This window comes from Rummeliibacillus sp. GQ308, from assembly GCF_059759115.1.
Genome location: NZ_JCAXDQ010000002.1, coordinates 119,912 through 135,470 on the forward strand (window position 1 = coordinate 119,912; position 15,559 = coordinate 135,470).

16 protein-coding genes and 1 tRNA gene are annotated in these 15,559 nt (G+C 40.2%); 12 read left to right on the forward strand and 5 right to left on the reverse strand.

What is annotated here, in order from left to right; all coding sequences use genetic code 11:
• Window positions 1–174: 174 nt before the first annotated feature.
• Window positions 175–246: transfer RNA gene (locus AC6CHJ_RS11780), tRNA-Arg, on the reverse strand.
• A gap of 180 nt (window positions 247–426) precedes the next feature.
• On the opposite strand from AC6CHJ_RS11780, the gene clpP reads away from it, so the two are divergent.
• Entirely contained in the window at window positions 427–1,017 is a 591-nt protein-coding gene (gene clpP / locus AC6CHJ_RS11785) for an ATP-dependent Clp endopeptidase proteolytic subunit ClpP (RefSeq protein ID WP_066789483.1), read from the forward strand.
• A 79-nt stretch (window positions 1,018–1,096) separates the two neighbouring features.
• Here clpP and AC6CHJ_RS11790 read toward each other — a convergent pair whose 3' ends face one another.
• From AC6CHJ_RS11790 to AC6CHJ_RS11800, 3 genes are all read right to left on the reverse strand, one after another.
• The gene (locus AC6CHJ_RS11790) at window positions 1,097–1,552 is read right to left on the reverse strand and encodes a spore coat protein (protein ID WP_066789481.1); all 456 of its coding nucleotides are present in this window, start codon (window positions 1,550–1,552) and stop codon (window positions 1,097–1,099) included.
• Between the two features lie 84 nt (window positions 1,553–1,636).
• Window positions 1,637–1,936 (reverse strand): hypothetical protein, encoded by a 300-nt coding sequence (locus AC6CHJ_RS11795; RefSeq protein ID WP_498288681.1) that lies wholly within the window; start codon window positions 1,934–1,936, stop codon window positions 1,637–1,639.
• A 187-nt stretch (window positions 1,937–2,123) separates the two neighbouring features.
• On the reverse strand, window positions 2,124–3,023 hold the full coding sequence (locus AC6CHJ_RS11800; RefSeq protein ID WP_066789477.1) for a TetR/AcrR family transcriptional regulator: 900 nt from the start codon (window positions 3,021–3,023) through the stop codon (window positions 2,124–2,126).
• Between the two features lie 175 nt (window positions 3,024–3,198).
• On the opposite strand from AC6CHJ_RS11800, the gene AC6CHJ_RS11805 reads away from it, so the two are divergent.
• Window positions 3,199–4,725, forward strand: a complete 1,527-nt coding sequence (locus AC6CHJ_RS11805) for a DHA2 family efflux MFS transporter permease subunit (RefSeq protein ID WP_251647528.1) — start codon at window positions 3,199–3,201, stop codon at window positions 4,723–4,725.
• Between the two features lie 141 nt (window positions 4,726–4,866).
• Here the strand turns inward: AC6CHJ_RS11805 and AC6CHJ_RS11810 are convergent, their stop codons facing one another.
• A complete protein-coding gene (locus AC6CHJ_RS11810) occupies window positions 4,867–5,445 on the reverse strand; it encodes a spore coat protein (RefSeq protein ID WP_147196477.1) in 579 nt (192 codons plus the stop codon).
• A 195-nt stretch (window positions 5,446–5,640) separates the two neighbouring features.
• On the opposite strand from AC6CHJ_RS11810, the gene AC6CHJ_RS11815 reads away from it, so the two are divergent.
• From AC6CHJ_RS11815 to AC6CHJ_RS11860, 10 genes are all read left to right on the forward strand, one after another.
• Window positions 5,641–6,219, forward strand: coding sequence for a LemA family protein (locus AC6CHJ_RS11815; protein ID WP_066789473.1), 579 nt, complete (start codon window positions 5,641–5,643; stop codon window positions 6,217–6,219).
• Window positions 6,216–7,046, forward strand: coding sequence for a TPM domain-containing protein (locus tag AC6CHJ_RS11820; RefSeq protein WP_498288684.1), 831 nt, complete (start codon window positions 6,216–6,218; stop codon window positions 7,044–7,046). The genes AC6CHJ_RS11815 and AC6CHJ_RS11820 overlap by 4 nt, the downstream gene beginning before the upstream one ends.
• 34 nt (window positions 7,047–7,080) lie before the next feature.
• A complete protein-coding gene (locus AC6CHJ_RS11825; protein ID WP_066789471.1) occupies window positions 7,081–7,314 on the forward strand; it encodes a glutaredoxin family protein in 234 nt (77 codons plus the stop codon).
• A 379-nt stretch (window positions 7,315–7,693) separates the two neighbouring features.
• Complete coding sequence (locus AC6CHJ_RS11830) at window positions 7,694–8,746, forward strand: sugar-binding transcriptional regulator (RefSeq protein WP_498288686.1); 1,053 nt, start codon at window positions 7,694–7,696, stop codon at window positions 8,744–8,746.
• Window positions 8,747–8,769: 23 nt separating this feature from the next.
• The gene (gene gap, locus AC6CHJ_RS11835) at window positions 8,770–9,774 is read left to right on the forward strand and encodes a type I glyceraldehyde-3-phosphate dehydrogenase (protein ID WP_066789465.1); all 1,005 of its coding nucleotides are present in this window, start codon (window positions 8,770–8,772) and stop codon (window positions 9,772–9,774) included.
• Between the two features lie 284 nt (window positions 9,775–10,058).
• Window positions 10,059–11,243 (forward strand): phosphoglycerate kinase, encoded by a 1,185-nt coding sequence (locus tag AC6CHJ_RS11840; protein ID WP_498288688.1) that lies wholly within the window; start codon window positions 10,059–10,061, stop codon window positions 11,241–11,243.
• A gap of 26 nt (window positions 11,244–11,269) precedes the next feature.
• Entirely contained in the window at window positions 11,270–12,031 is a 762-nt protein-coding gene (gene tpiA, locus AC6CHJ_RS11845; protein ID WP_066789460.1) for a triose-phosphate isomerase, read from the forward strand.
• Window positions 12,024–13,550: a 2,3-bisphosphoglycerate-independent phosphoglycerate mutase gene (gene gpmI, locus AC6CHJ_RS11850; RefSeq protein WP_251647515.1), complete on the forward strand. Its 1,527-nt coding sequence runs from the start codon at window positions 12,024–12,026 to the stop codon at window positions 13,548–13,550. The genes tpiA and gpmI overlap by 8 nt, the downstream gene beginning before the upstream one ends.
• Window positions 13,551–13,569: 19 nt before the next feature.
• Complete coding sequence (gene eno, locus AC6CHJ_RS11855; RefSeq protein WP_147196315.1) at window positions 13,570–14,865, forward strand: phosphopyruvate hydratase; 1,296 nt, start codon at window positions 13,570–13,572, stop codon at window positions 14,863–14,865.
• 137 nt (window positions 14,866–15,002) lie between these two features.
• Window positions 15,003–15,404: a VOC family protein gene (locus AC6CHJ_RS11860; protein ID WP_498288690.1), complete on the forward strand. Its 402-nt coding sequence runs from the start codon at window positions 15,003–15,005 to the stop codon at window positions 15,402–15,404.
• The last annotated feature ends 155 nt before the right edge of the window (window positions 15,405–15,559 follow it).

Below are 15,559 nucleotides of genomic sequence, written 5' to 3' on the forward strand. Positions count from 1 at the left end.
TTTTATACCGAATTGGGTATAAATAGTATAGTTCTCCCTTATTGCACAGATCCTCATTTCTTGGATTTGTGCGTTGTTTTTGTTTCTTCCTTTTTAGCTACAATAGACATAAGTGGAGAAATAAAAAACGCTGCCCGCCAAAGTTGGCAGCAACGCTTAAGAGGATTTCAATAACGCCCTCGGAGGGAATCGAACCCCCAGCCTAAGAACCGGAATCTTATGTTTTATCCGTTAAACTACGAGGGCATATATACTTAACGACTGTTTTATTATACAGATAAAACAAACAAATATCAATAGAGGAAAAAAACAATCGTAACATTTGACCTTTGTTGACCATAATGTGTAATATAATGGTACAGCTGAAGAAGAAGCTCAGCAAATGTCATTATGTATTCTATTTTTTAATTGAGGAGGCTATTTCTTATGAACTTAATACCTACAGTTATTGAACAAACAAACCGCGGTGAACGTGCCTACGATATTTATTCACGTTTATTGAAAGACCGTATCATCATGCTAGGCAGTGCAATCGACGACAATGTGTCAAACTCAATCGTTTCACAATTGCTATTCTTAGAAGCTGAAGACCCTGAGAAAGATATCTTCCTTTATATCAATTCTCCAGGCGGAAGCGTTACTGCAGGCATGGCAATCTATGACACAATGCAATTCATTAAACCAGATGTCCAAACAGTTGGTATGGGTATGTGCGCATCTATGGGCTCATTCTTGCTAACAGCAGGGGCTAAAGGCAAGCGCTATGCATTGCCAAACTGCGAAGTGATGATTCACCAACCTTTAGGTGGAGCACAAGGGCAAGCAACTGAAATTGAAATTGCTGCGAAACATATTCTTAAAACACGCGAAAAATTAAATGCAATCTTATCTGAACGCACTGGCCAACCAATTGAGGTTATTGCGCGCGATACAGATCGTGATAATTACATGAGCGCTGAACAAGCGAAAGATTACGGCTTGATTGACCATATTATGGAACGCAACGAGCTAAAATAATGAATTAAAAAAGGCTGCAACCATAGTCTAACTCTGGTTGCAGCCTTTTTATTTTATATAGGAAGTAGGGTGCTATTATTTAAAGAATATCTAATTGGGCAACGAGAGCTACTAGAATTTGAAGTAGTAATTGTAGGGAAATTGCAACGTCTGTATCTGTTGTTGTTACATTTACAGAGCGGGAGTTAACGATGACAAGTTTTTGGCGATTTGCTTGACGAATTTGTGCTCTTTGTAATAGCTCTTGTGTCACCGTTTCTGCACGGGAACTATCTGCGATTGTAATATTAACTACGATAGCAATGGCAACTTGTAAAGCTGCCTGAAGCGAAACAGCTACCTGAGTATCAGTTGTTTCAACGGTAATATCACATGAGTCACGAATAATAATAATCTCATTTGAAGATTGGTCAATATCCGCAACTTCAGTAGCATTGTTATTTATGTCCTCATTATTATTGTGGCATGGGTCACATGGGTGGTCCATGCTTGAGTCCATTGCAGACCACTTATTAGAATTCTCATATTCACTCATTTTCACCCCTCCTTTCATCTTTTATAGTAGATGCTTTCACCTTAGTTTTTGTATAGACAAAGAACACGGGTGAGGGATAAAATTTTATTTTTCTGTATCCTCATTTTCTGTTTTTGCCTGCTTCAGCTTTTCTCTTAGTGGGCTTGAAGGCTGTTCTTTAGGTTCTTTTTCAGTAATACTTTTGGTGTTGTTTGAGTTGATGAACTCCTCCACCTGTACTTTTAGTTGATCTACGGTTTTTTTAAGCTTTTCACGTTGATCATCTGATACCTTTGATCTAATTTCATCCATATTGACTTTGTTTTTTGAAAAAATATCCGCTATGAATATTTCAATAAATTGATTTGAAAGGCTGTATAACTCCTCGCGATTGTTCTTAAACAACTATTCCACCTCCCCTCTTATATTGCATATTCATAAGAGAGAAGAATGTCAGGGCAGATGTACCAGAATTTCGGTTATTCGTTTGAAAATAACTGTTTGGAATTAAAAAAACGTGTACCTCATGCAAGATTAGACAATACTAAAACCAAGCAGTCCATCCAATGGTAAATGAATGAACTGCTTGGTTTCAAAATTGTTCGTCGTTCTGTTCAATTCGGACAAGCCGCCAAATATAGTTGGCGATTTCCCTTGCTTCCGCTGCATGAGTTGTTTTGGCGAAAGCTTTACGAAACGGTGTTAAAAGCGCCTCGATAATGAAGTATTTGGGGTTCGATTCGCTTAATTCGCTTAACAAATAGCTTGCATATTCCAGACCCTTTTTGGAATCACATGGTCCTAATCCCTTAATGAAACCATCAAGCTGTTGTGTTACCATCTCCTGACTCATGATATGATGTTCTACATTATTCTTTATAAAATGTATAGTCTCAATACCGATAATGACTTCTTTCGTTTCAAGCATACGGGGGATAATAGCATCGATATTGCGAAGGGACATTTTGATGATAGCTTCTGGCTCTACATAGCGGTCTTCTGCAAAAATTAAAATACGGAGAGTATGCTGAATCATCGCAAATACTTGGATGGCACATTCATAGCTCATAATGCTGATTTCATCACCATATACTTCGACAAGTCTTTTGGCTAGCCATTCAAGTTCTTGGAGATGGTGGCTCATTAGGGCCATTCGTAATGATTCATCCTGTGAATTTGAAACAGATTCAAAAATCCGCATTAAATTTTGCTCACGATTAATCTGCATCAAGACGGCTATTTGTTTAGCCAGTATGTCAATATCCTTTATATCCTGGCCGAAGATTAATTCATGGCGTCGGATACTCGTTTCCTCTCGGCTTTCACGCAAGATGGCGATGAGGCAATCGTTTTTTGAAGGGAAATAATTATAGAAGGTTCCTTTAGAAATCTGGGCTCCCTGGATAATGTCCATTATAGAAGTTTCTTTGAAGCCTTTTTCAATAAAAAGCTGCCTCGCCACATCAAGAACTTTTCTTTTTCGCGTATTCATTTAGTCACCTTTTCGTCATAAATGATTTTAAATTATACCAGTAGTCTATACCAAAAACGCTTTCATATCAATGTTTTTGAGAGGTTAATAATTTTTAGTTGAAAAAAGTGAACTAGCGGTATAAAATAATAAACATCCAATAAAAATGAGATATAAAGAAGAGTGAGGGGAAAATATGAGTAATCAACAAAAACCACCTTATGGAATGATAGCCATTCTATTCGTGGGTGCTTTTGTTTCTTTTTTAAATAATACTTTAATGAACGTTGCCTTGCCGACCATCATGACAGACTTCGATGTTACTTACTCGCAAGTTCAATGGTTGTCAACAGGATATATGCTTGTGAGCGGTGTGTTAATACCGGCATCCGCATTTTTTGTCGTTCGCTTTAAGAACCGCCATTTGTTTATTGCAGCGATGTCTATCTTTACGATTGGTACAATTATCGCTGCTGCAGCGCCAAACTTTAGTGTTTTAATCGCAGGTCGTATGGTACAGGCTGCAGGTTCTGCTGCAATGTCACCACTTCTTATGAATGTAATGCTTGTCAGCTTCCCAGCTGAAAAACGTGGTTCTGCTATGGGGATCTTCGGTTTAGTAATGATCGCAGCGCCAGCAATTGGCCCGACATTATCTGGTTATATTGTCGAACATCATTCATGGCGCATGCTTTTTGAAATGATCATTCCATTTGCAGTGCTAAGCCTTTTGTTTGGTATCTGGAAATTGAAAAACGTAATGGATACAAGAAAAGTATCACTAGATTATCTATCTCTAGTATTCTCAACAATCGGATTTGGTGGCCTTTTATACGGCTTTAGTTCTGCCGGTGATAAAGGGTGGGGCGATCCACTTGTTTACGGTACGATTACAATCGGAGCGATTGCGCTTATTATCTTTATCTTTAAGCAACTTCGCATGGAAGAGCCGCTTTTAGATCTTCGAATTTACAAATATCCAATGTTCGCATTAGCATCAATCATCTCAGCAGTAGTATCTGTAGCGATGTTCTCTGGTATGATTTTAACACCTGCTTATGTACAACAAGTTCGTGGTATCTCGCCATTCCACGCTGGGCTAATGATGCTTCCAGGTGCGATTGTGATGGCATTCATGTCTCCAATCACTGGTAAGCTATTTGATAAATTTGGTCCGCGTATATTAGCTTTCATTGGTTTAACGATTACAACTGTGGCTACGTATTTCTTAACTAAATTAGAAGTAGATTCATCTTACACATATATCATTACTGTTTATACTGTCCGCATGTTCGGTATGTCTATGGTAATGATGCCGATTATGACAAACGGTTTGAACAGCTTGCCAATGTTGAAAAACCCACATGGTACAGCGATCAACAATACTGTTCAACAAGTTTCTGGTGCAATCGGAACAGCGATTTTAGTAACTGTTATGAATAACCACATCAAATCAAGTGCAACAGAACTAGCAGCTGAAGCGAAAGCAAAAGCTGTGAAAGCTGCTAAAAAAGCGGCTGAAGCAGGAATTACACCTTCTTCACCAACAGCGGAACAATTGGCTAAATTGAAAGCCCAAATTACACAAACAGCTTTGTTAGATGGTATTAACTACACATTTATGGTTGCAACCATTATTTCGGCTGTAGCTCTTGTGTTGTCTATATTCCTAAAACGTGTACGTGTCCAAAATATAAATAAACCTGAAATGGAACAAAAATAAGTAATAAAAAAGCGCTTTTGGTATTATGACCAAAAGCGCTTTTTGTATGCTGTTTTTATCCCGCATAATGGGAGTAACATTTGTTCAACTCACTAAAGATGGATGATTGAAGAAAATCCCTATCTCGTGTGAAGTTTCACCTTATTGCAATTGACTGCTTGTAGTGTCGTAGCAATTTGTAATTGTCACCGTATCTTGTGATGATAATTGAGGTACTTGGTAGTAGCCTTTGCGGTTTTGATAAATGGAGACTTCATACGCCATTTCAATGCAATTAGGGATTGAATCTGCTAACACGCGGCGTACAACAGGGTTTGTTGTTTCGAGAGAGGCAGCTAATTTAGCTGTTGCAGTAGCTTTATGTGAGCTCAATAAATAGCCTGAAATCATCTCGTCATTGAGTTCACTAGCTTGTGTAATTGGCTTTTTCGGTTGGCCTGGTTTAATGCCATAAGTAAATTTATTGTTTTCAGTCATTTCATAATGGCCTGTTGGTTGTGATGGATCACGTCCTGTTTTGAAGCATTCCACCAGAGTATTGTATTCGTCAACACAGAATTGATATTGACGGTCCATCATGTTGCGTAGCTCAGGATCTTGAATTTGATCGCGTAGCAATACGCATTGGTCTAAACCGCCGATTACAGTTGATAATGTTTCATGCATGTCCATTACTTCATGTGCGCCATGGTTGTACTTTGCTGAATCCACATGATACATTTCGTTTGATTGGTTTTGTTGGTTTGTCAAAGTAGTACCTCCTTTTTTTCGCGCTCTCACGCAGAAATAGTATGGACTGCTTCAATGCTTCCATACATTCAAAATCGCCAACCGTTTCGGTACACCTAACCAGAAGAATGTTTTATAATTTTTATTAAGGAGAAATAATATAGTAAGAAGACAGGAGGGAATGAATTGAAGAAACTTTTAGCACCTATTATTATCATTATTGCTGTAATTGCACTCATCGCTGCGATGCTAGTGCCACGATATAACAAGCTTGTCTCGATGGATGAGCAAGTTGATTCCAAATATGCACAAGTAGAGAACCAATTGCAAAGAAGGGTAGATTTGATTCCAAACTTAGTGAATACAGTAAAAGGATATGCGAAACATGAAGAAAGCATTATGAAAAGCATCGCTGATTCTCGTGCAAGATTGGCATCAGCCAAAACACCGCAAGACCAAGCGAATGCCAATGATGAATTAACCGGCAATTTGAATCGATTGCTTGTTATCAGTGAAAAGTATCCAGACCTAAAAGCGGATAAAAACTATCGCCAGTTAATGGATGAACTTGCAGGCACAGAAAATCGATTAGCTGTTGCGCGTGAAGATTATAATGAAGGCGTCAAAGAATACAATGGACTTGTACGCAAGTTCCCAGGAAGTCTAGTCGCAGGCATGTTTAATTTCGATAAACGGGAATACTTTAAAGCAAGTGCCAATGCACAAAATGCACCAACTGTTGATTTTGGAGACGATAATCAATGAAAAAGCGCAGATTCCTTTTAGGGGCAGTCTGTGCGCTAATCGCCTTACTAAGTTTTTCAGCAACCTCTCAGGCTAAGGGACAACTGCCTGAAATGGATTATTATGATGACACACCATATGTGCAAGATTTCGAGCATAAATTGTCCGATGACACACAGCAGGAATTAAATACGTTGGCGGAAAAACTAAATAAAGCAACAGGTGCCTCTATTGTCATTCTTACAACAGATACCCTGAATGGCTACGAGGCGCCAGAGTATGGCACTAAGGTAATCCGCAAATGGGGAATCGGCAGTAAGCAGAAAAACAATGGCGTATTAATATTTGCAAGCTTTGCACAAAAAAAGGGAGAGCGGGATGCATACATTTCAGTCGGCCAAGGCCTTGAAGGCGCATTACCAGACGGCAAAATTGGACGAATACTTGATGACTACATGTATCCTTATTTAGCCCAGGATAATTACGATGAAGCATTTCGTTCCGTCTTCATCAAAGTGTATAACGAAATAGCCAAAGAATATAATTGGAATGGGCAGTTAGATAACCCTCAAAAACCGGAAGAAGAGGAAGGCGGTCTTTCGACGACAACGATTATTATTTTAGTTATTGTCGGCCTTATCATTTTCTCTTTCTTCTCCAAAGGAAACGGAGGAGGCGGCCCAGGTGGACCTGGTGGAAGAGGACGCTATGATGACAGTAGCTTCCCTGGAGGCTTTGGAAACTTCGGCGGCTTTGGAAATGGTTCATCCGGTGGAGGTAGCGGTGGTGGCTTCGGCGGATTTGGCGGAGGCTCATCCGCAGGTGGCGGTGCAGGCCGCAAATGGTAACACAGTCTAAATAATGAATGTAGTGAGGATAACTATGGAAATCACGTATTACAGCAGGCCCAACTGCGGTCTTTGTGAAGAAGGGAAATTGCTGTTAAAGCTAGTATGTGAAGATTTTCCCTTCCAACTCAATGAAATTAATATTGAAGAAGATGAAGAAATTCATGAGAAATATATGCTAATGATCCCTGTCGTCATGAAAAACAATGAAATCATTCAGTATGGCCAGCTTGATTATGTAACATTGCTTGAAGGTATACAGGAGTAAGCGTATCGAAATGATTTTACAATAGAATAAGTCACTCAATTGAAATGGGAATAGCGAAGACTTCTACGGGAAAGCGAGACAGACGAGACCTCTCAGCGAGGAAAATCGTCGCTCGCCCGCGGAAGATCAGCTATTCCCACTTCTGCATATAAATATAAGAGAAGACTGCGGAGGAAAAGTGAGAAGGCTTGCCATCCGTCTGGAACAGAAATCAACAGGTACATTTTTCTTGCAAGAGCATCTTCTGGTGAAAAATCATTATATAGTTCAAAAATTTGCAAGTAACGTTCACAAAATGTATACTTATTTCAGGAAGTAAATTTTTTTATAGTAAGTGGGACATTTTTTAAAGTGCTGGGACAAAATTAGTCCCGTTAGTATGAGAGGAGAGAGAAAGGACATTATTACAGTATCTGAAGCTCAATTAAAAATAATGCCGGAAATGTCTGAACTTCTTCATACGCGTTATCGTTTTTTACAAATGATTGATATGTTGGGTCCTGTAGGCCGAAGAGGTCTTGCAGAGAATCTTTCTGTTGGAGAAAGAGAAGCCCGCAAAGAAACGGATTTGCTGCGAGAACAAGGCTTGATTATTGCAAGTCATTCCGGCATGAGAATATCCGAATCGGGTAAAGAAGTATTAGAGATTCTAAAGCCTCTTGTCTATGAATGGTCAGGCATTTCTGTAATGGAAAAACAACTGACTCAAAAATTAGGCATACAAAGAGTGCTTATTGTAGATGGTGATATCAATGAAACGCCTTCTATTAAAATCCTTCTTGGATTAGAAGCGGCCAAAGTGCTGAGCATGGTTGCGAAAGAGAAGGAAATCATCGCTGTGACAGGTGGAAGTACATTAGCTGCAATCGCAGACAGTGTAGCCCCGTCTGACCAGCCGAACAATTTGACTTTTATCGCAGCAAGAGGCGGCATGGGCGTCGATGATATGAGACTACAAGCCAACACGATTGCAGCGACATTTGCCCACAACTCAGGTAATGCTTATCGTACGTTGTACTTGCCAGAGCATTTAAGCGAGACAGCTTATAAAGCAATCATTGAAGAACCAATGGTCAAAGAGATGATTGATTTATATGATCGGACAGATGTTGTTATTCACGGCATCGGGTCGGCGATCGAAATGGCGTCAAGGCGAAATTCCACAGAAACAGAGAAAAGTAACCTTCTCGAGCATGGCGCTGTCAGTGAAGCTTTTGGTTATTACTTCGACGAATCGGGTAAAGCTGTACAAAGGATTCAAACTGTAGGGATCCAACGCGAACAAGTAAATAGGTGTAAAAGTATTATTGCGGTAGCAGGTGGGAAGAATAAAGCAGCAGCGATTCTTTCATACTTTAAACAGGGAGCAAATCAGACGATTCTCGTCACAGATTCTGCCGCAGCGAAGGAAATGCTTCACTTACTAAAATAACAATTTAACTGGAGGAAATAAAAATGACTTTAAAATTAGCGATTAATGGTTTTGGACGTATTGGCCGATTGGTATTCCGCGAAGCGTTTAAACGACAAGATATCGAAATCGTAGCAGTAAATGACTTAACAGATTCAGCTATGCTTGCACACCTTCTAAAATATGATTCTGTACACGGTATTTTAGATGCAGAAGTTTCTGCTGAAGGCGATGATCTAGTTGTAAATGGCAAAAAAGTTCGCGTTTACGCTGAAACAGATCCTGCAAAACTTCCATGGGGTGATTTGAATGTAGATATCGTTGTAGAATCTACAGGTCGTTTCACTGATTATGATTCAGCTCATAAACATGTGGAAGCAGGCGCTAAAAGAGTCATCGTTTCTGCACCTGGTAAAGACATGCCGACATACGTAATGGGCGTAAACAATGATCAATACAATGCAAAAGAAGATGTAGTTGTATCAAACGCTTCATGTACAACAAACTGCCTATCTCCAGTGGCAAAAGTGTTGGATGAACAATTTGGTATTAAACGTGGCATGATGACAACTGTCCACTCTTATACAAATGACCAACGTATCTTGGATTTACCGCACAAAGATTACCGCCGTGCACGTGCAGCAGCGCAATCTATGATTCCAACAACAACTGGCGCAGCTGTTGCGGTAGCAAAAGTATTGCCACAATTAAAAGGCAAATTAGATGGTATGGCGATTCGCGTCCCAACACCAAATGTATCTCTAGTTGACTTGGTAGTTGAATTAGAAAAAGATGCTACACCTGAATCAATCAACAGCGCATTGAAAAATGCATCAGAAAATGAACTAAAAGGCGTAATGGCTTACTCTGAATTACCACTTGTATCAATCGATTACAACGGCAATACTTCTTCATCTACAGTAGATAGCCTATCTACAATGGTGCTTGAAGGCAACCTAGTAAAAGTACTTGCTTGGTATGATAATGAATCTGGTTATTCTACACGCGTAGTGGACTTAGCGGAATACATGGCTAAACAAGGCTTCTAAGTCAAACTAATCGTCAAATGACACTGTGCGTAATCCTGCATGAACGGGCAGCATAACCACTACAAACTTATAGATAAACAAGAAAAACTAGTGGGAGACAACTGCCCGTATATGTGCAAATTATCGAAACGAAAGACAAGGAGATAAAAAATATCCCCTTTGTGTCAAGTTTCACTTATAATGGATTATGGCAAAAAAGGAGAAGCGTATTAACTGACTTCTCCTTTTTTTGCGAATGTAGTAAGCGCTTTATTCAATCATTTGATAATTGGAGGATTGGCAAAATGAATCAAAAAAAGACAATGAATGATGTAGAAGTACAAGGGAAACGCGTATTTGTCCGAGTTGATTTCAACGTACCAATGGAAGACGGTAAAATCACAGATGAAACACGTATTAAAGCAGCATTACCAACGATTCAAGCTTTAGTAGAAAAAGGTGCAAAAGTTATTTTAGCAAGCCATTTGGGTCGCCCAAAAGGCGAAGTAAAAGACGAATTCCGTCTAACAGCTGTTGGCGAACGCCTTTCTGAATTACTAGGCAAAAACGTTCAAAAATTAGACGAGTCTATTGGCGAAACTGTTGAGAAAGCAGTAGAAGCTATGCAAGATGGCGACGTTATCTTACTTGAGAATGTTCGCTTCCATAAAGGCGAAGAAAAGAATGATTCAGCACTTGCAGAAAGCTTTGCGAAGTTAGCAGATGTTTATGTGAATGACGCATTCGGCGCTGCTCACCGCGCACACGCATCTACTGAAGGTATTGCGAAATACTTGCCAGCCGTAAGCGGATTGTTAATGGAAAAAGAATTAGATGTATTAGGCAAGGCTCTTTCTAATCCTGAACGTCCTTTCACAGCTATCATCGGCGGTGCGAAAGTAAAAGATAAAATCGGCGTGATTGAAAATCTTCTTGAAAAAGTAGATCATTTAATTATTGGCGGTGGTCTTTCATACACATTCATCAAAGCACAGGGCTATGAAATCGGCACTTCATTGTTAGAGGAAGATAAGATTGAGTTAGCTAAATCATTTATTGAAAAAGCAGCTGAAAAAGGTGTGAAATTACATATGCCTGTAGATGCTGTGGTAGCAAACGAATTTTCGAAGGATGCAGAAACAAAGGTTGTCGACATTGATCAAATCCCAAGCGATTGGATGGGACTAGATATTGGACCGAAAACAGTTGAAGAATATGCAGACGTAATCAAAAATTCGAAGCTGATTATGTGGAATGGGCCAATGGGTGTCTTTGAAATGGACAAATTTGCAAACGGCACAAAAGGCGTAGCCAAAGCTATGGCAGAGACAAACGGCTATACAATCATCGGCGGTGGTGATTCTGCTGCAGCTGTTGAAAAATTCCATGTAGCAGATCAGATGGACCATATCTCAACAGGTGGCGGTGCCTCATTAGAATTTATGGAAGGCAAGGAATTGCCAGGCGTTGTAGCGCTAAACGATAAATAGTAAAAACAAATTGGAGGACGATTAGTGTGAGAAAACCAATTATTGCAGGTAACTGGAAGATGTATAAAACTTTATCGCAAGCTGTGGAGTTCGTACAAGAAGTAAAAACATCCATTCCTGAGAGTACAAAGGTAGACGCAGTAATCTGCGCACCAGCATTATTCTTGCCATCACTTGTAAAAGAGGCAGAGGGTTCAGCACTTGAGATTGGTGCTCAAACGATGCATTTTGAAAATGAAGGTGCATTTACAGGCGAAATTAGTCCAGCCCAATTAGAAGATTTGAAAGTAAACTATGTGATTTTAGGGCACTCAGAGCGCCGTGAATACAATAATGAAACAGATGAAAGCGTCAATAAAAAAGTGCATGCTGCATTTGAACATGGCATGACACCAATCATTTGCGTTGGCGAAACATTGGATGACCGCGAAAAAAGTCATACGATGGTGAAAGTGTCCTCACAAGTAGGTGCTGCATTAAAAGGTCTTACAAAAGATCAAGTCGCTAAAACTGTGATTGCGTATGAACCAATCTGGGCAATCGGCACAGGTAAAACAGCTACTTCAGAAGATGCCAACACAGTATGTGAAGGAATCCGTAAAACAGTTGCAGACATCGCTGGTGAAGAAGCTGCAGAAGCAGTTCGCATTCAATACGGTGGCAGTGTAAAACCTGCAAACATCAAAGAATTGCTTTCAATGGAACATATCGACGGTGCATTAGTCGGTGGTGCTAGCTTAGAGCCAGATTCTTATTTGCAATTATTGGAGGCGGGTGCAAATGCCTAACAGACCAGTAGCATTAATTATCCTTGATGGTTTCGGCTTCCGTGATGAAGTATTCGGGAATGCCGTGGCACAAGCGAAAAAACCAAACTTTGAGCGTTATTGGAATCAATTTCCGCATAATATGCTGACAGCTTCAGGTGAAGCAGTTGGTCTTCCAGCAGGACAAATGGGGAACTCTGAGGTCGGCCACTTAAATATTGGTGCAGGCCGAATTGTTTATCAAAGTCTTACAAGAATCGATAAGTCGATCCGAGAAGGCGACTTCTTTGAAAACAGCGCATTTTTAGATGCGATAAGATATGCAAAAGAAAAGCAATCTAAACTCCATCTCATGGGACTGTTATCAGATGGCGGCGTACACAGCCATTATGAACATCTATTTGCTTTGTTGAAATTAGCCAAAGACCAAGGGATTAAAGAAGTATATGTCCATGGTTTCCTTGATGGCCGTGACGTGGGTCCGAAAACAGCTGTCACATACGTGATGGAAACAGAACGCCAAATGGCTGAAATCGGCGTCGGCGAGTTCGCAACGATTAGTGGTCGTTATTATGCAATGGACCGAGATAACCGTTGGGACCGTGAAGAAAAAGTCTACAAGGCATTAGTGGATGGAGAAGGCGTCGAGGCAGAATCAGCTGTTGCAGGTGTAGAAGCTTCTTATAAAAATGATGTCACTGATGAGTTCGTTGTGCCATTTGTGATCAAAAAAGAAGGCAAACCTGTCGCAACCATTGAAGACAATGACGCGGTGATCTTCTTTAACTTCCGTCCAGACCGTGCGATTGAGCTTTCAACAGCTTTAACAAATCCATTGTTTGATGGCTTTGAAAGAAGCAAAAATCATCCTGAAAACTTGAAGTTTGTTTCATTCACGCACTATAGCGATACAGTCCTTGCTGAAGTAGCATTCCATAGCATCGATTTGAAAAATACGATTGGTGAAGTATTGTCTAACAACAACCTACGTCAATTGCGTATTGCGGAAACAGAGAAATATCCACATGTTACATTCTTTATGAGCGGCGGCCGGGAAGAGAAATTTGGCCTGGAAGAACGGATTTTAATCAACTCGCCAAAAGTAGCGACATATGATTTGAAACCTGAAATGAGCGCTTATGAGGTAACAGACGCGTTGGTAGAGGCGATTGAAGCGGATCGTTTTGACGGTATCATCTTGAATTTCGCCAATCCAGATATGGTTGGTCATAGTGGTATGCTTGAGCCGACAATTAAAGCGATTGAAGCAGTGGATGAATGCTTGGGACGAGTAGTGGATGCACTTCTTGCCAAAGGTGGCGCTGCGATTATCACAGCAGACCACGGAAATTCAGATGAAGTAGTAACGCTAGAAGGCATGCCAATGACTGCCCATACAACAAATCCAGTCCCTGTGATTGTGACAAAAGAAAATATTGTTGTAAGAAGTGGCGGAATTTTGGCAGATTTGGCTCCGACCATGTTAAAATTACTAGGAGTGGACCAACCACTTGAGATGACAGGAAAACCATTATTTTAAAACCAAGGAGAGTAAAAAAATGCCAATTATTACAGACGTACAAGCTCGTGAAGTATTAGATTCACGCGGTAACCCAACAGTAGAAGTAGAAGTATTTACAGAATCAGGCGCCTTCGGACGTGCAATCGTTCCATCTGGCGCATCTACAGGGGAATATGAAGCAGTAGAATTGCGCGATGGCGACAAAAGCCGCTACCTTGGCAAAGGTGTTTTAAAAGCTGTAGACAACGTAAACAACATCATTGCACCAGAACTAATCGGTAATTATTCAGTGCTTGACCAAGTATCAGTGGATGAGCACATGATCGCTTTAGACGGTACAGAAAACAAAGGTAAATTAGGCGCGAACGCAATCCTAGGCGTGTCTCTAGCTGTAGCACACGCAGCAGCAGATTACCTTGATATGCCTCTATACCAATACATCGGCGGCGTGAATGCAAAACAATTGCCAGTACCAATGATGAACATTGTAAACGGTGGAGAACACGCGGACAATAATGTGGATATTCAAGAATTCATGGTTATGCCTGTTGGCGCTGAATCATTCCGTCACGCATTACGCATGGGTGCTGAAATCTTCCATTCCTTGAAAGCAGTCTTGAAAGAATCAAACTACAGCACATCTGTAGGTGATGAAGGCGGCTTTGCACCAAACCTTTCTTCAAATGAAGAAGCATTATCTACAATCGTGACTGCGATTGAACGCGCTGGTTACAAACCAGGCGAAGAAGTAATGCTTGCGATGGACGTTGCATCATCTGAGCTATACTCAGACGAAGACAACAAATATCACTTAGCTGGTGAAGGCGTGACAAAAACATCAGAAGAAATGGTTGCATGGTATGAAGAATTAACATCTAAATATCCAATCATCTCAATTGAAGATGGTCTTGATGAAAACGACTGGGAAGGTCACAAAATGTTGACTGAACGCATCGGCAACCGCGTACAATTAGTAGGTGACGATCTATTCGTTACGAACACGAAAAAATTGTCTCGCGGTATTGAAGAAGGCGTAGGCAACTCAATCCTGATCAAAGTAAACCAAATCGGTACATTGACAGAAACTTTAGATGCGATTGAAATGGCGAAACGTGCTGGCTACACAGCTATCATTTCTCACCGTTCAGGCGAATCTGAAGATACAACAATTGCTGACATTGCTGTAGCTACAAATGCAGGACAAATCAAAACAGGCGCACCATCTCGTACAGACCGTGTCGCAAAATACAACCAATTACTTCGCATCGAAGATCAATTGGCTGGTACATCTCAATACAACGGTATTAAATCATTCTATAACTTGAAAAAATAATAGAACGATTATTTAAAACCTCCTATATTTTATAGGAGGTTTTTTTATTTATAGTGGCGAAAGATAGCTTATTGTCTTTTTAAGAAGCAATACGGGTTAAGCAGTATGAAACTAATTACAAAGCGAGGTTGATCTAAATGGAAAAGGTGACTCCATTCTTAATGTTCCAAGGTGGCAAAGCAGAGGAAGCAATGAATTACTACACTTCACTTATTGAGGATTCCGTCATTGAAAGTATTGTTCGGTATGGTCCTGGCGAAAATGGGGAAGAAGGAACCGTGATGCAGGCATCATTTTCATTAAAGGGACAAGAATTCATGTGCATAGACAGTGCGCCTGTCCACAATTTTACGTTTACACCCTCCTTCTCTATCTTCATTACGTGTGATTCGGAAGACGAGCTGACTTATCTTTATGAAAATCTCCTTGCAGATGGAGAAGCGTTAATGCCACTAGACAACTATGGTTTTAGTAAGAAGTTTGGCTGGGTGAATGATAAATTTGGTGTATCGTGGCAGATTAATCTTCCAAATGATTAATTGAAATAGAGTTTACAGAAGGGCAATATACGATTTTAAATCTCTCTAGAAGCTAAAAAACAATCAAAGATTTTTCTTAGTACACATTTCTTTACAGCCTCCTATCATTTGTGGGAGGCTTTTATTATAGGGAGAGGACAATATACTCTCTGAGA